Here is a 15,790-nt window from a genome sequence, read left to right as displayed (position 1 = left end):
CGTGGCCGGCGTGGATGGCCGATGCGGAGCGTGGCGCGCCGCCGACAGGTACGGCGCGCCATGACGATTTGCCGGCTCGATGCCGATGATGACGCTCGCGTCGGCGATGCCTGCATGCCGAGCCGACCGAGCCGACCGAGCCGGTCAGCCGACGCAACCCTCCCCGCATCCCCCTCGCGCCGCTTACCCCAACGGATCGCGCGCCGGCCCGAACCCCGGAATCCGCTTGATCGCGCCGGTGGCGAGCGCGGTGCCGAGCAGCACGACCGCGCAGCCGGCCAGCATCATCGGCGCGACGATCTCGCCGAGAAACAGCGCGCCCCACAAAATGCCGAAGATCGGGATCACGAACGTCACCGTGATCGCGCGCGACGGGCCGACCTTGGCGATCAGGTAGAAGAAGATCAGATAGGCCACGCCCGTGCACAGGATGCCGAGCGCCACCACCGCGCCCCAGGCCTGCGCCGACGCGGGCGCGGCCGGCCACGAGGCGAGCGCGAACGGCACCAGCAGGAACGTCGCGCCGGTCATGGTGCCGGTGGCGTTCAGCAGCGGATCGACGCCGGACAGCTTGCGCTTGGTGTAGTTGGCCGCGATGCCGTACAGCAGCGTCGCGCCGAGCGCGGCGGCCGCCGCCAGCAGCGTGGCCGAGGCGTTCGCGCCACCCGTTGCACCGTCCGGCGCGAACACCTGATCGCCGACCAGCAGCAGCACCCCGCCGAAGCCGATCACCAGCCCGAGCGTGCGCGGCGCCGACAGCCGCTCGCCGAGCCACAGATAGGCAACCAGCGCGGCCCACAGCGGCGCCGTCGCGTTGATGACCGAGGTGATGCCGGCCTGCAGCGTCAGTTCGGCGAACGCGAACAGGCAGAACGGCGCGGCCGAATTGAGCAGGCCGCACACCAGCAGCGGCCAGGCGTGGCGGCGCAGCGTGCGCCAGACGGTAGCCGGACCGAGCCGCGCGAGTGCCAGCACGATCAGGAACAGCGCGCCGAAGCCGACCCGCAGCACCATCAGCGGCGCCACGCCGAATTCGGCGACGCCGACGCGAATGAACAGGAACGATGCGCCCCAGAGCGAGGCAAGCAGGAGCAACAGCGAGAGTTGGCGGGTGGACATGGCGTGGTGGGCAGTGAGCGACGAATGCGAGGCAGGGTAGCCCCGCCCGCGCGCCCGATGTTACACGCCGGGATGAAACGGCAAGAAGCGGAAAATGGTGCGAGCGAGCTGGCCGTCAGTGCGCGATGTCACCACGCCGCCGGATCGGCCCTGTTGGAATCCTTGTGCGCGCAGCGATCGGCGGCACGCGCATGACGGCACCGAAGCCTCGCTTCGGCACCCGGCAAGCCGGCCCGCATCGACGATCAACGCCGCCCGTGCCAACCGCCGCCCCAACCTCGGCCGCCCCAGCCCCGTCCACCCCAACCGCCTCCAAACCCGAAGCCGAGCGAGATCGACGGCGCCCAGAAGCCCGAATAGGCCGGGTAGTAGGCCGGGGCCGGATAGGCGGGGTAGTAGGCCGGATAGGCCGGTGCGACATACGCAGGAGCAGGCGCGGCAACCGGCGCCGGGTAAGTGGAAGCCGGGGCGGCGATCGGCGCGGCTTCGGTCTGCACGGGTGCGGCAGCGTAATAGCCGCCCGGATAGTAGCCGTACGGGTAATAGCAGCCGGCGAGCGAGACGGTGGCGAGGCCGGCGGCGATAAGGAGGCGGGTTTTCATGGCGAGCCTCCGCGCGGAGGCGTCCTGGTCGAAGGAAGATACCCGGAGCTTAGGCCTGCGAAAGATGAAACGCTGTGTGAAACGGTAACGGCAGATTTCATCCTGCGCCGAAAACAGGCCGCTTCACACAGCGCCTCCGGCCTTACTTGCCGACCTGATTGCCGATCAGCCCACCGGCGGCCGCGCCGCCCAGCGTCGACAGCGCGCTGCCGCCGATTGCTGCGCCCGCCACACCGCCCACGCCGGCACCGATCGCGGTATCGCGTTGGCGCGTGCTCATCGAATCGCAGGCCGACAGGCTTGCGATGGTGGCGATCAGGATGGCGCCGATGCCGGCTCGTCGAATCGCGTTCATGGCTGTGTCCTCACAGAATGGAAGGGTCGGGGCGCGCGGTGCGTCGATGCAGGCATGTGGCTCACCGATAGTTCGCATTCGCGCGCGACATTACCAATCTAGGCGAGCGCGCCCGACCTTGCTGTAAGGACTTGTTAAGCCGTTTTGTCCGGCGTAATCAAATGTATCGCGGCGGGCACACGGCTTGCGCTTGCCTGTTGAAAGGCCGTGCGACCATGGCCCGCCGCGAACCGCCTTACTGGCGGTGATAGATCTCGGCGCCGGTCTTCACGAACTCGACGGCCTTGACCTCCATCCCCTTCTTCAGCGCCTCGTTTTCCGTCAGGCCCTGCTTGGCCGCGAAGTCGCGCACGTCCTGCGTGATCTTCATCGAGCAGAAGTGCGGGCCGCACATCGAGCAGAAGTGCGCGACCTTGGCCGAATCCTTCGGTAGCGTCTCGTCGTGGAATTCGCGCGCCTTGTCCGGATCGAGGCCGATGTTGAACTGGTCTTCCCAGCGGAACTCGAAGCGTGCCTTCGACAGCGCGTTGTCGCGCACCTGCGCGCCCGGATGCCCCTTGGCCAGATCGGCCGCGTGCGCCGCGAGCTTGTACGTGATGATCCCTTCCTTCACGTCGGCCTTGTTCGGCAGCCCGAGGTGTTCCTTCGGCGTGACGTAGCAGAGCATCGCCGTGCCGAACCAGCCGATCATCGCCGCGCCGATGCCCGACGTGATGTGGTCGTAGCCCGGCGCGATGTCGGTCGTCAGCGGCCCGAGCGTGTAGAACGGCGCTTCGTCGCACCATTCGAGCTGCAGGTCCATGTTTTCCTTGATCAACTGCATCGGCACGTGGCCCGGGCCTTCGATCATCACCTGCACGTCGTGCTTCCAGGCGATCTGCGTCAGTTCGCCGAGCGTCTTCAGTTCGCCGAGCTGCGCTTCGTCGTTCGCGTCGTAGATCGAGCCGGGGCGCAGGCCGTCGCCGAGCGAGAAGCTCACGTCGTAGGCCTTCATGATTTCGCAGATGTCCTCGAAGTGCTCGTACAGGAAGCTCTCCTTGTGATGCGCGAGACACCACTTCGCCATGATCGAGCCGCCGCGCGACACGATGCCGGTCATCCGGTTGGCCGTCAGCGGCACGTATTGCAGGCGCACGCCGGCGTGGATCGTGAAGTAGTCCACGCCTTGCTCGGCCTGCTCGATCAGCGTGTCGCGGAAGATTTCCCAGGTCAGGTCCTCAGCCTTGCCGTTGACCTTTTCCAGCGCCTGGTAGATCGGCACCGTGCCGATCGGCACCGGGCTGTTGCGGATGATCCACTCGCGCGTTTCGTGGATGTGCTTGCCGGTCGACAGATCCATCACCGTGTCGCCGCCCCAGCGGATCGCCCACGTCATCTTGTCGACTTCCTCGCCGATCGACGACGTGACGGCCGAATTGCCGATGTTCGCGTTGATCTTCACGAGGAAGTTGCGGCCGATGATCATCGGCTCCGATTCCGGGTGGTTGATGTTGGCCGGGATGATCGCTCGGCCGCGTGCGATCTCGTCGCGCACGAATTCCGGCGTGATCTCGGTCAGCGCCTGCTCGCCGAACGCGGCGGCGCCGAACGCCTGGCCGCGGTGCTGGCGGCCCATCATGGCGGCCAGCTTGGCGCCGTTCGGGCCGCTCGTCTTCAGGCTTTCGAGATATTCGGCGCGGCGCTGGTTCTCGCGGATCGCGATGTATTCCATTTCCGGCGTGATGATGCCCTGGCGCGCGTAGTGCATCTGCGTGACGTTCCTGCCGGCCGCCGCGCGGCGCGGGTTGCGATGCAGGCCGGGGAAGCGCAGCTCGGCGGTGGCCGGGTCGGCCGCGCGCTCGAGGCCGTATTCGCTCGACAGGCCGTCGAGCGTTTCGGTGTCGCCGCGCGCCTCGATCCAGCCCTGGCGCAGCGCCGGCAGGCCCGAGCGGATGTCGATGGTGGCGTCCGGGTCGGTGTACGGGCCGGACGTGTCGTACACGTAGATCGGCGGATTCTTCTCGCCGCCGAAGCCGGTCGGGGTGTCGGCCTGCGTGATCTCGCGCATCGGCACGCGGATGTCCGGCTGCGAGCCGGTCACGTAGACCTTGCGCGAATTCGGCAGCGGAGCGACGGCGGCGGCGTCGACGCGGGCGTCGGCGGACAGGAACTTCGGATTGGCATTCATGCGTTCATCTCCTGATGTGGGGCGCTAAGCAGGAGACGAAATAGGCGGCAGGCTGGCCGGAAGGACGACGGATGGCGCAAGCCCGTACGCTTCCCTGCGCTGGCATTATCCAGATCAGGTTCAAAGGGTATTTCTCACCCGCGAAGCGCGAAATCCCGAACGCCGGACCGCGCAACGCAGGACCCCCGCGTTAGCAGGCCGAACGATACACCCGGACGGCCGAGGTTTCAACCGGTCGGGATACCGATTGCCGCCGTGGCAGGCCATCGAGGCAGGCCCCTGGCCGCTGGCGGCCGCAAAAATGGTTGGAAAACGCCGGGGGCGATTCGGCGCTGTCGGTCCGGCGTTGGCGGTGGGCGCCGTGGGTTGGCGCTGTCTGGTGCTGTCGTTTGGCGGCTGATTCCGGTCGTTTGACGACAATTGCCGGGTGGCTGTGTCGCGCCGAAACGTCAGCGCCGCGCATTTCCTGATTGACCCCGAATTTCGTTCGTGGCGTTCATGCATAATGCTTTCGACGTGCTGCCGGTCGCAGCGCTCCCGCGCTGCCGGGCCAGTTCGACTTCCTTCGGTTCCGTTCTCGACGACATGCCGTCCCGCCTGTTTTTCCCTGCCGCTCCGGCTCATTGCCGGCCGCGCGCGCACGCTCGTTCCCTTCGTTCCGATCGCTTCGCGGCGCCGCTCGCCGAGGCCCCGGCCGCGCCGTCGGTGCCGCCCGTGTCCGGCGCGCCTCGACCTTGTTTCGCGTCGTCGTCCGTCGCCTCGTCGTCCGCGCTGATCGCCACGTTCGCGTCGAGCTGAACCATGACCCCGTTCGATCGACTGCTCGCCCTCGCGGGGCGTATCCGCTTCCGTCTGCCCGAAAGCCGAGGCGGGCGCGTCGCGCTGGCCCTCGCGTTCATCTATTTCGTGTGGGGCTCCACGTATCTGGCGCTCCATATCGCACTGGAGGCGTTCCCGCCGCTGTTGCTGTCGGGCATGCGCAACGGCATCGCCGGGATCGGCCTGTTCGTGTTCGCGATGCGCCGCAAGCCGGCGATGCCGTCGCTGATCGAGGTTCGCAACGCGGCGATCGTCGGCACCATGCTGGTGGCCGCGTCGTCGGGGCTGATCGCGCTCGGCATGCGCACCGTCAGCAGCGGCTCGGCGGCCGTGATGGTGGCCACCGTGCCGCTGTTCGCCACCGTGATCGCCGCGATCGCCGGGCGTGCGGTCGCGCGCGGCGAGTGGGTAGCCGTCGGGCTCGGCATGGTCGGCATCGTGATCCTCAATTCGGGCGGGCCGTCCACGCCGGGCTCGACGCTCGGCAGCATCTCGGTGCTGTGCGGCGGGCTGTTCTGGGCGGGCGGCGTGCATCTGTCGAGCCGGCTCAAGCTGCCGTCGGACCTGTTCCTCTCGACCGCGCTGCAGATCGGGTTGGGCGGGCTGGCCTCGTCGACCGCGGCGTTCTTCCTCGGCGAGCGCAGCGTGCATTTCGCCGCGCTGCCGACGCTCGCATTTCTGTACCTGATGATCTTCGGCACGATGATCGCGTATGTGGCGTACGGCTATCTGATCCGCAACACCAGCCCGGTGCTGGCGAGCAGTTGCATGTACGTGAATCCGATCGTCGCCGTGGCGCTCGGCGCGCTGCTGCTCGGCGAGCCGGTGACGACCGCCACGGTGATCGCCACGCTGGCGATTCTCGGCAGCGTGGGCTTGTCGTTCGTCTGCGATCCGGCGCGCAAGCCGGCGCGGTGAGGTGAGGGTGGGGGCTGCCGGCCGGTGGGACGGTGGCGGGTGGGCTGGGAGCGGCGCGAGCCGTGCGTGACGGGCGGTTCGGGGGCGGGTGTGTTGCGCCGCCAGTGCCGATCGTGCCCCCTGCGCTTGTATCCGTGCCGTCTGCGTCCGAGCAGTGCCCGCAGCGCTCTATCTACACCGCTTGTGCCCGTAATGCCCGCAGCGCTCTATCCGCACCGCCTGCATCCGTAGTACCCGCAGCGCTCCACCCGCGCCGCCTCAATCCGTATGCCGCGCGCCGCGATGATGAATCGCGCCGGCCAGCACCGCGAACGCCAGCCCGACCGCGCACACGCCGCTCCAGCCGGCCAGGTGCCATGCTTCCACGCCGGCCGACGAGCCGAGCGCCCCGCCGATGAAATAGCAGACCATGTAGACCGTGTTGACGCGGCTGCGCGCCTCGGGCTTCAGCGCGTAGATGCGCGACTGGTTCGAGATCTGCGCGGCCTGCACGCCCACGTCGAGCACGATCACGCCGATCACCAGGCCGATCAGGCTGCTCGCCGACACGGCAAAGATCCCGAACGACACCGCCACCAGCCAGATCGACAGCGTGATGACCGCGCGCGGCCCGCGCCGGTCGGCCGACTTGCCCGCATAGGGCGCGGCCAGCGCGCCCGCCGCGCCGACGATGCCGAACAGGCCCGCGATCTGCGGCCCGTAGTGGAACGGCGCGCCGGCCAGCAGCAGCGTGAGCGCGGGCCAGAACGCGCTGAACGCGCCGAACATCGCCGCGCCGGTGGCCGCCGCGTAGCGCAGCCCGCGCAGCTCCACGGCCAGATGCCAGAGCGAGGCCAGCAACTGCGGATAGCGCAGCGTCGAGGTGGGCGTGCTGCGCGGCAGCCGCAGCAGCACCGCCACGGCCACCGCCATCAACGCGACCACCGACGCCACGAACACCGCGCGCCAGCCCAGGTATTCGCCGATGAAGCCGGCCGCCGTGCGCGCCAGCAGGATTCCCATCAGCAGCCCGCTCATCACCGTGCCGACCGCCGCGCCGCGCTCGGCCGGCGGCGCGATTTCGGCCGCGAACGGCACGGCCTGCTGCGCGATGGTGCCGAGCACGCCGATCGCCAGGCTGGCCGCGGCCAGCACCGGCAGCGCGGGCGCCGCGGCGGCCACCAGCAGCGCGACCGACAGGCCCGCGATCTGCAGCAGGATCAGCTTGCGGCGGTCGAAGCGGTCGCCGAGCGGTGCGAGCAGCAGCATGCCGGCCGCGTAGCCGAGCTGGGTGGCGGTCGGCACCACGCCGATCCAGTTGGCGTCGGCGGGGAACGCGTTGCGCAGCGCGCCGAGCAGCGGCTGGTTGTAGTAGATGTTGGCGACCGATACGCCCGCGATGGTCGCGAGCAGGAGCAGCAGGCCGCGCGAGTAGTGGCGGTGGGCGTCGGACGGCGAAGCGGCGGAGCGGGATGAGCTGGACATGGCGAGAGCGGATCGAAGCGTGGCGGCGCCGGGGCGATGAGACGCCGTGCGCGCAACGCATGCGCACGCGCCGGCCCGACCGACCGACAAAGGCTGCCGATCATACCGGAGCGGCATGAACTCTGCCGACGCGGCGATCTGGTTGCGCGGTGGCGATTCACGTCTTCCGGTCCAGCGCCTCCCGGTGCCTTTCTGCGCCACGCTGCGAAGTGCCGAGTGCCGAGTGCCGAGTGCCGAGTGCCGAAGTGCCGAAGTGCCGAAGTGCCGAAACCCCGAAACCCCGAAACCCCGAAACCCCGAAACCCCGAAACCCCGAAACCCCCCGCCCGTCAGTCGATCAGCGCCCCCGCCGCGTCATAAAACGGATGCGGCCCGTCACTATCCTCGACATAGACATGATGAGTAACCAGCCCCTCGGCCGGATCGTAGCGATGCACGGCGAAGGCCGGCGGCTCGATCGCGAACGCGGGCGCCGCGTCGCGGCGCAGGTCGAACGCCACCTGATGGGCCGGCGCGGGCACCGTCGACGCGATGGTGCCGCCGAAGCGCGCGAACAGCGTGCGATGCACATGCCCGCACAACACACGCTCGACGTTGGCGTGGCGACGCAGCAGCGCGTCGAGGCGGCGCGACGCCTCGGGGTCGAGCCGTTGGCGATCCATGTGATCGATGCCCGAGGCGAACGGCGGATGATGCAGCGCGACGATCACCGGGCGCCGTGCGGCCGCGTCGAGTTCGTCGGCGAGCCAGCCGAGCCGCGCCGGGCACAGCGTGCCGCCGCTCACGCCGGGCGTCTGCGAATCGAGCGCGATCAGGCGCAGCGGGCCGAGATCGAGCGCGTACTGCACGAATTCGCCGCCCTGCAGTTCGGCGCGCTCGTCGAACACGCGCCGCAGCGCGCCGCGTTCGTCGTGATTGCCGATCAGCAGGTAATACGGAATTTCGAGCGGCGCGAGCAGCCGTTTCAGGTGCTGGTATTCCTCGTCGTGACCGAAGTCTGTCAGGTCGCCGGTGATGAGCACGGCGTCGGGGCGCGGCGCGAGCGCGTTCAGGCGCGCGATGGTGCGCGCGAGGCTGGCCGCGGTATCGACGCGACGGTAGGCGAGCGCGCCCGGGCGCTTGATGTGCAGGTCGCTGATCTGGGCGAGCAGCATGGTGTGTCCTGGTGTGTGGCGAAGTGGAATCAGGGGAGTGCGATCAGGCCTTCGGCGGCGATCGTCAGGCCGACGGCCGTGCCGCGCGCGAGCGCGATGCGCCCGGGCACGTCGATCACGACCGCATCGGGCGCCGCATGTTCGATGGTCAGCCGGGTGCGTTCGCCGAGAAACGCGCAGGCCGCCACCGTTCCGCGCAGATGCGTGGCGGGATCGTCGGGATCGGCCAGTTGAGCGTCCTCGGGGCGGAAAAACAGTTCGGCCGCCGGGCGCGCGCTGGGCACCGCGCCGCCGGCCGTGTGCAGCGCGCCGTCGTGCCAAACGCCGGCGAGCCGGTTCAGCGTGCCGATGAACTGCGCCACCGTGCGGTTGGCCGGCTGGTAGTAGATCTCGCGCGGCGTGCCGATCTGCTCGATGCGGCCCGCGCCCATCACCACGATGCGGTCGCCCAGCTCCATCGCCTCGGCCTGATCGTGCGTCACGTAGACGGTCGTCACGCCCAGCTCGCGCAGCAGCGCGTTCATGTCGCGGCGCAGCGTGTCGCGCAGCTTCGCATCGAGCGCCGTCAGCGGCTCGTCGAGCAGCAGCACGCGCGGACGCACCGCCAGCGCGCGGGCCAGGGCGACGCGCTGGCGCTGGCCGCCCGACAGTTCGGTCACCGGTTTTTCGGCGTGCGCGGTCAGTTGCATCATCGCGAGCAGCTCGTCGACGCGCGCGCGCAGCGTGGCCGAATCGGTGCGGCGGATCTTCAGGCCGTAGCCGACGTTGCCGCGCACCGACAGGTTCGGGAACAGCGCGTAGTTCTGGAACACCATGCCCACCTGGCGGCGCTCGATCGGCAGCGCGGTCACGTCCTCGTCGCCGAACGCGATCGTGCCGCCCGCGTCGGGCGTGTCGAGGCCGGCGATCAGGCGCAGCGTGGTGGTCTTGCCGCAACCGGACGGGCCGAGCAGCACCACTGTCTCGCCCGCGCCGATCGCCAGGTCGAGCGGTTCGAGCACGCGCGTGGCGCGGAAGGTCTTGGCGCAGCGCGTCAGCGTGACGGGGATCGAATCGAGCTTCATCGGCGGGCAGTGCAGGGCAGGCAGGGGAGCATGGGTTGCATTCAGGCGGACGGCTCGCGCGATCGAGGTGATCGCGTTGATGCGCTCGACGCGTCGCCCACGCGCGTGCCGGTCGCATCGACGCCGAGCCATTGCATCGCCACCAGCAGCGGCAGCGTCATCAGCAGGAACAGGATCGTGTAGGCGCTGCCGACCTCGATGCGCAACGACGCGTAGGTATCGGCCAGCCCGACCGGCAGCGTCTTGGTGTCGGGCGTGTGCAGCATCCAGGTCAGGTTGAATTCGCCGATCGACAGCGTCAGCACGGCCAGCGCGCCGGCCACGATGCCGGGGCGCAGGTTCGGCAGCACGATGGTCGCGAAGCGCGTCGGGAACGATGCGCCGAGGCTGGCCGCGCCTTCCTCCAGCGTGCGCAGGTCGGCGCGCGCGGCCACCGCCGCCACGGCGCGCACCATGAACGGCAGCGTGAACACCACGTGCCCGGCGACGATGAACCACAGGCTGGTGCGGAACGCCGTGAAGCCGCCGTACACGCCCAGCTGCGCCAGCGCCGACGCCAGCCCCGGCAGCGCGACCGGCAGCACCAGCGCTTCCTCGACCAGCCGCGCCGCGCGATGGCGGCTGCGCGCCAGCGCGTAGGCGGCCGGCACGCCGGTGGCGAGCGTGACGGCCAGCGTGGCCGCCGCCACTTCGAGCGAGAGGAACACCGAGTCGTGATACTGCGTCCACACCTGGCCGAGCCAGCGCAGCGTGAGGCCGCTCGACGGCCCGCGCAAATAATTGACGGTCAACCCGGCCAGCACCGACATCGCCACCGGCACCAGCAGGAACGCGCACAGCGCGAGCGTGACGGCCCATTGCACGCCGGCCGCGACGGCACGGCCCGATGGCAGATGCGGCAGACGCGGCAGCCGCCGTCCGAGACGTGCCGCCGAATGTTGCGTGGATCGCGGCGCGTTCATGCCGCCGCCGCCGTCTGGCCGGTCAGGCTGCGCGCCACGGCCAGCACCGCCCACGTCACCAGGCCGAGCACGATCGACAGGCCCGCCGCCGTCGCCACGTTCGCGTTCAGCGTGAACTCGGTGTAGATCGTCATCGGCAGCACGTCGAGCTCGGTGGCCAGCGTGAACGCCGTGCCGAACGCGCCCATCGAGGTGGCGAAGCAGATCGCGCCCGAGGCGATCAGGCCCGGCGCGAGCGCGGGCAGCACGATGTCGATGAACACGCGCCACGGCGACGCGCCGAGCGAGCGCGCCGCTTCCTCCAGTGACGAATCGAGCTTCGAGGCCGCCGCGATCACCGTGACGATCACGCGCGGAATCGAGAAATACAGGTAGCCGACGAACAGGCCCGCCACCGAATAGGCGAACACCCAGCGATCGCCGGTCAGCCTGGCCGACAGCATGCCGATCAGGCCTTGCCGCCCGGCCAGCATGATCACCATGAAGCCCACCACCACGCCCGGAAACGCCAGCGGGAAGGTCAGCAGCGCGACCAGCAGGCGCTTGCCGGCGAAGCGGCGGCGCGCGAGCAGCAGCCCCGACGCGGTCGCCAGCGCCAGCGTCAGCGCCGTGACCGCGGCCGACAGCGCGACCGTCGAGGCCAGGCTCGTCATGTAGCGCGCGTTGCCGAGCAGCGCGAGATAGGTGGCCACCAGATCGTCGCCGGCCGACACGCGCGCGAGCACCGCCATCGGCAGCAGCCAGAACGCCGCGAACACCGCGAGCGCCGGTGCGACCAGCGCGATGCGCCAGCCAGCGGGGAACGTGAGATCGCGCATCGTGTGGCCTCGCTCCGCCCGCTTACCGCAGCGCCTGCAGGTACTGCTGGCCGAACGCCTGCTGGCCCGCCGCCAGCTTGTTCAGATCGACCTGCTTGGCACGTGCGTAGTCGCTCGCCGGCAGGAATTTCGCGGCCGCCGCCGGGCTGATCGTCTGCGCGCGCACCGGGCGCACGTAGGCGTCGGCCCATTGCTTCTGGCCGTCGTCGGACAGCACGAAATCGAGCACCTTCCGGCCGTTCGCCGCATGCGGCGCGTTCTTCACCAGGCTCATCACGTAGGGCACCGTGATCGTGCCCTCGGCCGGGATCACGAACGCCACGTTGGCGCGGTCCTTGTATTCGGCGCGATAGGCGTCGAAATCGTAGTCAATCAGGATCGGGATCTCGCCCGACAGCACGCGTGCGTAGGACGTCTGCTTCGGCACGATCGGCCGGTTCGCCTTGAGCTTGCGGAACCAGTCGAGCGCGGGCGCGAAGTTGTCGAGCGAGCCGCCGAGCGCCTGATTGACCGCCACCGCGCCCACGTAGCCGACGAACGCGCTGGACGGATCGAGATAGCCGACCATCCCCTTGTACTCGGGCTTGAGCAGGTCGGCCCACGAGCGCGGCACCGGCCGGCCGTCGAGCGCATCCTTGTTGACGAAGAAGCCCAGCGTGCCCGAATGGATCGCGAACCAGTAGCCTTGCGGATCCTTCATGTCGGCGGGGATCTGATCCCAGTGCGCCGGCTTGTACGGCTCGACCAGGCCCCGGGCCTTGGCCTGCATCGCCGCCGACACGCCGAGGTACACCACGTCCGCCACTGGGCTTTTCTGCTCCGCGAGCAGTTGCGCGAGCGCCTGGCCCGAGTTCTTGTTGTCGGCCGGCACGCGAATGCCCGTCTTCTGCCGGATCGCCGCGATCTGCGCCGCCCAGTCGGCCCATTCGGGCGGGCAGTTGTAGCAGATCGCGGTGTCGTCATCGCGCGCGGCGGCCGGTGTGATCGCAGCCAGCGACCCGAGCGCGGCCAGGGTCGCCAGCGCGCAAGCGGCGCGGCGCGGCGCGGTCGACAGCGCGCGCGGGAAGCGTGGGCGAAACATCAAGCAAGTCTCCTGACGGGGGCGAGGGCGTCGGTATGCCGGGCGACATGCGCTGCCGGGAACGGGGCGGCGGGCGGTACGTGCCGCGCGCTCGATGCGTGGCGCTGGCGGGCGCCGCCGTGTGCCGGGGCCGGCCCGATCGGTATGGATACCGAAGTGAAACGACGGCGCGAATCGGGCCGGTGGGTTGGACGGGGCGAGCGGGGCACGGTGAACATCGGGCTGCGGCTTCAGGCGTTCGGCGCCGCGTTGCCGGCGGCGGCGTCGTCGGCGTTCGTGGCGGTGCCCACCTCCACGTCGGTGGCGCGGCGCGGCAGCCGCGCCGCCGGCGTGCCGGGCAGCGTGGCGATCGAGCCGCCGTCGCGCAGCGTGTGCGGCAGCGTGAGCGCCGGCTTCTCGTGGGTATTGCCGGCCAGCCGTTCGGCCAGCCGCCGCCAGGCCGACCGCCCGATCTCGCGGTTCGGCGACGCGACGCTCGCCAGCGACGGCGCGAGCAGTTCGCCGATCGCCAGGCCGTCGAAGCCGAGCACCGAGAAATCGTCGGGCACGTTGAAATTCGCGCCGCGCAGGCCGCGCATGACCACCATCGCGAGCAGGTCGTTGCTGCAGAAAATCGCGGTCGGGCGGGTGGCTTCCGAGGTCAGGTGCGCGAGCACCGCGTCGGGCAGGACCGGCGCGTTGAAGTCCACCTCGAGCACCGGCAGCGGCGTCAGGCCGTGATCGGCGAGCGCCTGCGTGTAGCCGAGGTGGCGCTGCTTGGCGCGATCCGACGCCGACAGCGAGCCGGCCAGCATCAGCACGCGGCGATGGCCGCGCGCGATCAGCCGGCTCACGCCGTCGTAGGCCGCGAGCCGGTTGTCCACCGCCACCGACGGGCGGTGCGGCGTGTCGTTGTGCATCAGCACGTAGAGCTGGCCATCCGCGTCGAGCGCATCGAGCAGCGGGTGGGCGTGTGCGTCCGCGACCGTCAGGATCAGCCCTTCGACGCGCTGCGAGCGCAGCGTTTCGATGGCATGCCGTTCGCGCGCCGTGTCATACTCCGTGCTCATCACGATCAGCTTGAAGCCGGCCTGCGAGGCGAGTTCGTCCAGCCCTTGCAGGCACTCCGCGAACACCGGGTTCGCGAGTGTCGGCAACATCACCCCCACCAGCTGCGTGCGTTCGCTGCGCAACTGGCGGCCAAGCGGGTTCGGGCGGAACTGCAGCGTGTCGATCGCCGCCCGGATGGTCGCCAGCGTGCCGGGGCTGACGGTGTGCGGCGCATTGATCGCGCGTGACACCGTCGCGATCGAAAAGCCGGACAGGGCTGCCACATCCTTGATGGTCGAAGTCATGGAATCTCGCGGATGTAAACGTTTACATTGTCGATTATCGGCAGCGATTGTGACGCTTCCGTGACGGCCGGCCGATCCTTGCGCGCTGTTGTTTTTGCGCCGCTACATGGATGGCGGCAGAGCGCTGCGAAGTCGTGCCGGACCAGTGGTAGAATGCGGACCGCCCTTTCAGCCGGGGTGATGAAATTGGTAGACATAGCGGACTTAAATGATTGAGTGCCCGGTCGGAAACGGCTGGTGCAGAACCCCTCAAATTCGGTGAAACCCCTGGCGCGCAACGGTGTGCCGAGGCAACGCCGAGCCAAGCCCGATTGTCGCGTGCGCGACGCTCGGGAAGGTGTAGAGACTAGACGGGGGGCGCCTAAGGTCACGCGTGCGGGTTACGCGCGCAGACGACGGCGAAGGCATAGTCCAGCGCACGAACGGCCGCGTCAAGCGTAGCCGGCTTTGAAAGAAGCAGTGTGACGAAAATCCGCCGCCTTTATTGGCTTGCCGGTTCGAGTCCGGTCCCCGGCACCAGATCGCAGTTCGATGTGCATCGATGAAGTTCAGAAACCCGTGAAAGCGTCAGGCTTCACGGGTTTTTTATATGTGTCACTGGCGGCGGCGCGTGAAGAAAGGGATGGGCCCGAAAGAAGCTCGCCGCAGGCGTGGACCCAGGGGAGGCCAAAAAGGCGGACAAGCGCGCAGCGGTATTAGCGGCCTCTCACTTGTTCGAATCCGTCGCTTGAGGCTTCATGAACGAACGTTAGCCATATGTCACTGAGGGCTCATGGGCTAAAACGATGTCTCGTTTTGAGAAGGACGTCATCCCGTGGATCGGCAAGCGGCCGATATTTGAGCTCACGCCCCCGAGATCTTTCAGGTCTTGAAACGAATTGATAGCCGAGGTGCACGGTTTACGGCTCACCGTGTTCGAGGGGAGATTGGGCGTGCATGTTGGTATGGGATCAAGGACGGGTATTGCACCACCGACCCGGCTCGTGATCTTGTTGACGCAATTCCGCCAGCACAGACGACCCATTTGCATCTATCACTGAGCCACGCAAGGTGGCGGATATGCTGTGAGCGTTTGATGGCTTCTCAGGCACATCCCCTGTCCTGTGTGCGCTCAAGCTGCCCCCTGCTATTCACTCGACCTGGCGAGTGGCGATATCTCGTCACGAAGACCAAGACGGGGCAATTTGTCCCGTTGGCTCGCCAAGCTGTTCAGATTTTGCAAGAGCTTCGTGCGCTCACTGGTCATGGCCGATATGTGTTTCCGGGTGCGCGATCGGCCTCGCGTCCTATGAGCGATCGGCGCTGCGGAGGTTAGGCTATGACACACGAACTGAAATCACCGGACACGGTTTTCGCGCGATGGCGGGAACAATTCTTCATGAAGAATTAGAGCAAAAGCCAGAGGTGATCGAGCATCAGCTAGCCCACTCCGTTCCCGATAACCTTGCAAAAGCGTACAACCGAACGAAATTCATCAAGGAGCGAAGAATAGTGATGCAGAAGTAGGCTGATTATTTGGAAAAAATCAAGGCAGATACTGGTGCGCAAACCAACTAACTCGATGTTGAAGTCGACGCTCTGGGCACGTCAACACGTCCATCACTTCCTGCCTGGTGTCAGTCAAAAACACAGTGTTATGCCTACCGCTGGTTCAAGTGAGTGGCTGTGTCCGGCGTTTTAGGAGGCTGCTCCACTGATCGCGTTTTACGTTGTAATATATATTGCGCGATGCAATACAAAAAATTATGGGCGCTGAGAAGACATTGGGATGTCTTCAGGGTTATGCCCAGAACTAAGAAGCTTCTAGCTTTGGCCGCCGAACATGAGCGTCGAAGCCTGACCAACATGTTGGACGTCTTGGTTGAAAACTTCTGCTCGTGCAATGGATTCGGCGAGAAAGCTAGAAGACTCGTCCGATAAAGGGGAACGTAGG

The 15,790-nt window shown here is 68.0% G+C and carries 13 protein-coding genes, 1 pseudogene and 1 riboswitch; of the genes and pseudogenes, 2 read left to right on the top strand and 12 right to left on the bottom strand.

Annotation, left to right across the window (positions count from 1 at the left end; genetic code table 11):
• Positions 1-183 precede the first annotated feature (183 nt).
• From ACYP33_RS07570 to ACYP33_RS07550, 5 genes are all read right to left on the bottom strand, one after another.
• Positions 184-1,119 carry a DMT family transporter gene (locus tag ACYP33_RS07570; RefSeq protein ID WP_459620760.1) on the bottom strand — a complete coding sequence of 312 codons (936 nt, stop codon included), beginning with the start codon at positions 1,117-1,119 and terminating at the stop codon, positions 184-186.
• A 245-nt stretch (positions 1,120-1,364) separates the two neighbouring features.
• Positions 1,365-1,721, bottom strand: coding sequence for a hypothetical protein (locus ACYP33_RS07565; RefSeq protein ID WP_459620758.1), 357 nt, complete (start codon positions 1,719-1,721; stop codon positions 1,365-1,367).
• Between the two features lie 142 nt (positions 1,722-1,863).
• Positions 1,864-2,076 carry a glycine zipper 2TM domain-containing protein gene (locus ACYP33_RS07560; RefSeq protein ID WP_414444367.1) on the bottom strand — a complete coding sequence of 71 codons (213 nt, stop codon included), beginning with the start codon at positions 2,074-2,076 and terminating at the stop codon, positions 1,864-1,866.
• 235 nt (positions 2,077-2,311) lie between these two features.
• A complete protein-coding gene (gene thiC, locus ACYP33_RS07555; protein WP_414444368.1) occupies positions 2,312-4,243 on the bottom strand; it encodes a phosphomethylpyrimidine synthase ThiC in 1,932 nt (643 codons plus the stop codon).
• 74 nt (positions 4,244-4,317) lie between these two features.
• Positions 4,318-4,411, bottom strand: a riboswitch (TPP riboswitch).
• Positions 4,412-4,863: 452 nt separating this feature from the next.
• On the bottom strand, positions 4,864-5,046 hold the full coding sequence (locus tag ACYP33_RS07550; RefSeq protein WP_459620756.1) for a hypothetical protein: 183 nt from the start codon (positions 5,044-5,046) through the stop codon (positions 4,864-4,866).
• Between ACYP33_RS07550 and ACYP33_RS07545 the strand changes: the two genes are divergently transcribed.
• Complete coding sequence (locus tag ACYP33_RS07545) at positions 5,045-5,980, top strand: EamA family transporter (protein ID WP_414444370.1); 936 nt, start codon at positions 5,045-5,047, stop codon at positions 5,978-5,980. The genes ACYP33_RS07550 and ACYP33_RS07545 overlap by 2 nt on opposite strands.
• Before the next feature lie 258 nt (positions 5,981-6,238).
• On the opposite strand, the gene ACYP33_RS07540 is transcribed toward ACYP33_RS07545, so the two are convergent.
• From ACYP33_RS07540 to ACYP33_RS07510, 7 genes are all read right to left on the bottom strand, one after another.
• A complete protein-coding gene (locus ACYP33_RS07540; RefSeq protein ID WP_414444371.1) occupies positions 6,239-7,444 on the bottom strand; it encodes an MFS transporter in 1,206 nt (401 codons plus the stop codon).
• Positions 7,445-7,773: 329 nt separating this feature from the next.
• Positions 7,774-8,598 carry a phosphodiesterase gene (locus ACYP33_RS07535; protein WP_459620753.1) on the bottom strand — a complete coding sequence of 275 codons (825 nt, stop codon included), beginning with the start codon at positions 8,596-8,598 and terminating at the stop codon, positions 7,774-7,776.
• A 29-nt stretch (positions 8,599-8,627) separates the two neighbouring features.
• Positions 8,628-9,662 carry an ABC transporter ATP-binding protein gene (locus ACYP33_RS07530; RefSeq protein WP_459620752.1) on the bottom strand — a complete coding sequence of 345 codons (1,035 nt, stop codon included), beginning with the start codon at positions 9,660-9,662 and terminating at the stop codon, positions 8,628-8,630.
• 41 nt (positions 9,663-9,703) lie between these two features.
• Positions 9,704-10,624, bottom strand: coding sequence for an ABC transporter permease (locus ACYP33_RS07525; RefSeq protein WP_459620750.1), 921 nt, complete (start codon positions 10,622-10,624; stop codon positions 9,704-9,706).
• A complete protein-coding gene (locus tag ACYP33_RS07520) occupies positions 10,621-11,442 on the bottom strand; it encodes an ABC transporter permease (protein WP_459620748.1) in 822 nt (273 codons plus the stop codon). Before ACYP33_RS07520 ends, ACYP33_RS07525 begins: the two co-directional genes overlap by 4 nt.
• Positions 11,443-11,464: 22 nt before the next feature.
• A complete protein-coding gene (locus ACYP33_RS07515; RefSeq protein ID WP_459620747.1) occupies positions 11,465-12,523 on the bottom strand; it encodes an ABC transporter substrate-binding protein in 1,059 nt (352 codons plus the stop codon).
• Positions 12,524-12,753: 230 nt separating this feature from the next.
• Entirely contained in the window at positions 12,754-13,857 is a 1,104-nt protein-coding gene (locus ACYP33_RS07510; RefSeq protein WP_459620745.1) for a substrate-binding domain-containing protein, read from the bottom strand.
• Between the two features lie 591 nt (positions 13,858-14,448).
• Between ACYP33_RS07510 and ACYP33_RS07505 the strand changes: the two are divergent.
• Positions 14,449-15,363, top strand: a pseudogene (locus ACYP33_RS07505) (tyrosine-type recombinase/integrase); the annotation flags it as partial.
• Positions 15,364-15,790 lie beyond the last annotated feature (427 nt).

Source organism: Burkholderia sp. 3C, assembly GCF_054589155.1.
Note: the sequence above shows the minus strand (reverse complement) of the source record. Positions and strands in the feature narration are given on the sequence as shown.

Coding starts and splice junctions, on each gene's coding strand:
- ACYP33_RS07570 (WP_459620760.1), bottom strand. CDS start 1,119: ATGTCCACCCGCCAACTCTCGCTGTTGCTCCTGCTTGCCTCGCTCTGG.
- ACYP33_RS07565 (WP_459620758.1), bottom strand. CDS start 1,721: ATGAAAACCCGCCTCCTTATCGCCGCCGGCCTCGCCACCGTCTCGCTC.
- ACYP33_RS07560 (WP_414444367.1), bottom strand. CDS start 2,076: ATGAACGCGATTCGACGAGCCGGCATCGGCGCCATCCTGATCGCCACC.
- thiC (WP_414444368.1), bottom strand. CDS start 4,243: ATGAATGCCAATCCGAAGTTCCTGTCCGCCGACGCCCGCGTCGACGCC.
- ACYP33_RS07545 (WP_414444370.1), top strand. CDS start 5,045: ATGACCCCGTTCGATCGACTGCTCGCCCTCGCGGGGCGTATCCGCTTC.
- ACYP33_RS07550 (WP_459620756.1), bottom strand. CDS start 5,046: ATGGTTCAGCTCGACGCGAACGTGGCGATCAGCGCGGACGACGAGGCG.
- ACYP33_RS07540 (WP_414444371.1), bottom strand. CDS start 7,444: ATGTCCAGCTCATCCCGCTCCGCCGCTTCGCCGTCCGACGCCCACCGC.
- ACYP33_RS07535 (WP_459620753.1), bottom strand. CDS start 8,598: ATGCTGCTCGCCCAGATCAGCGACCTGCACATCAAGCGCCCGGGCGCG.
- ACYP33_RS07530 (WP_459620752.1), bottom strand. CDS start 9,662: ATGAAGCTCGATTCGATCCCCGTCACGCTGACGCGCTGCGCCAAGACC.
- ACYP33_RS07525 (WP_459620750.1), bottom strand. CDS start 10,624: ATGAACGCGCCGCGATCCACGCAACATTCGGCGGCACGTCTCGGACGG.
- ACYP33_RS07520 (WP_459620748.1), bottom strand. CDS start 11,442: ATGCGCGATCTCACGTTCCCCGCTGGCTGGCGCATCGCGCTGGTCGCA.
- ACYP33_RS07515 (WP_459620747.1), bottom strand. CDS start 12,523: ATGTTTCGCCCACGCTTCCCGCGCGCGCTGTCGACCGCGCCGCGCCGC.
- ACYP33_RS07510 (WP_459620745.1), bottom strand. CDS start 13,857: ATGACTTCGACCATCAAGGATGTGGCAGCCCTGTCCGGCTTTTCGATC.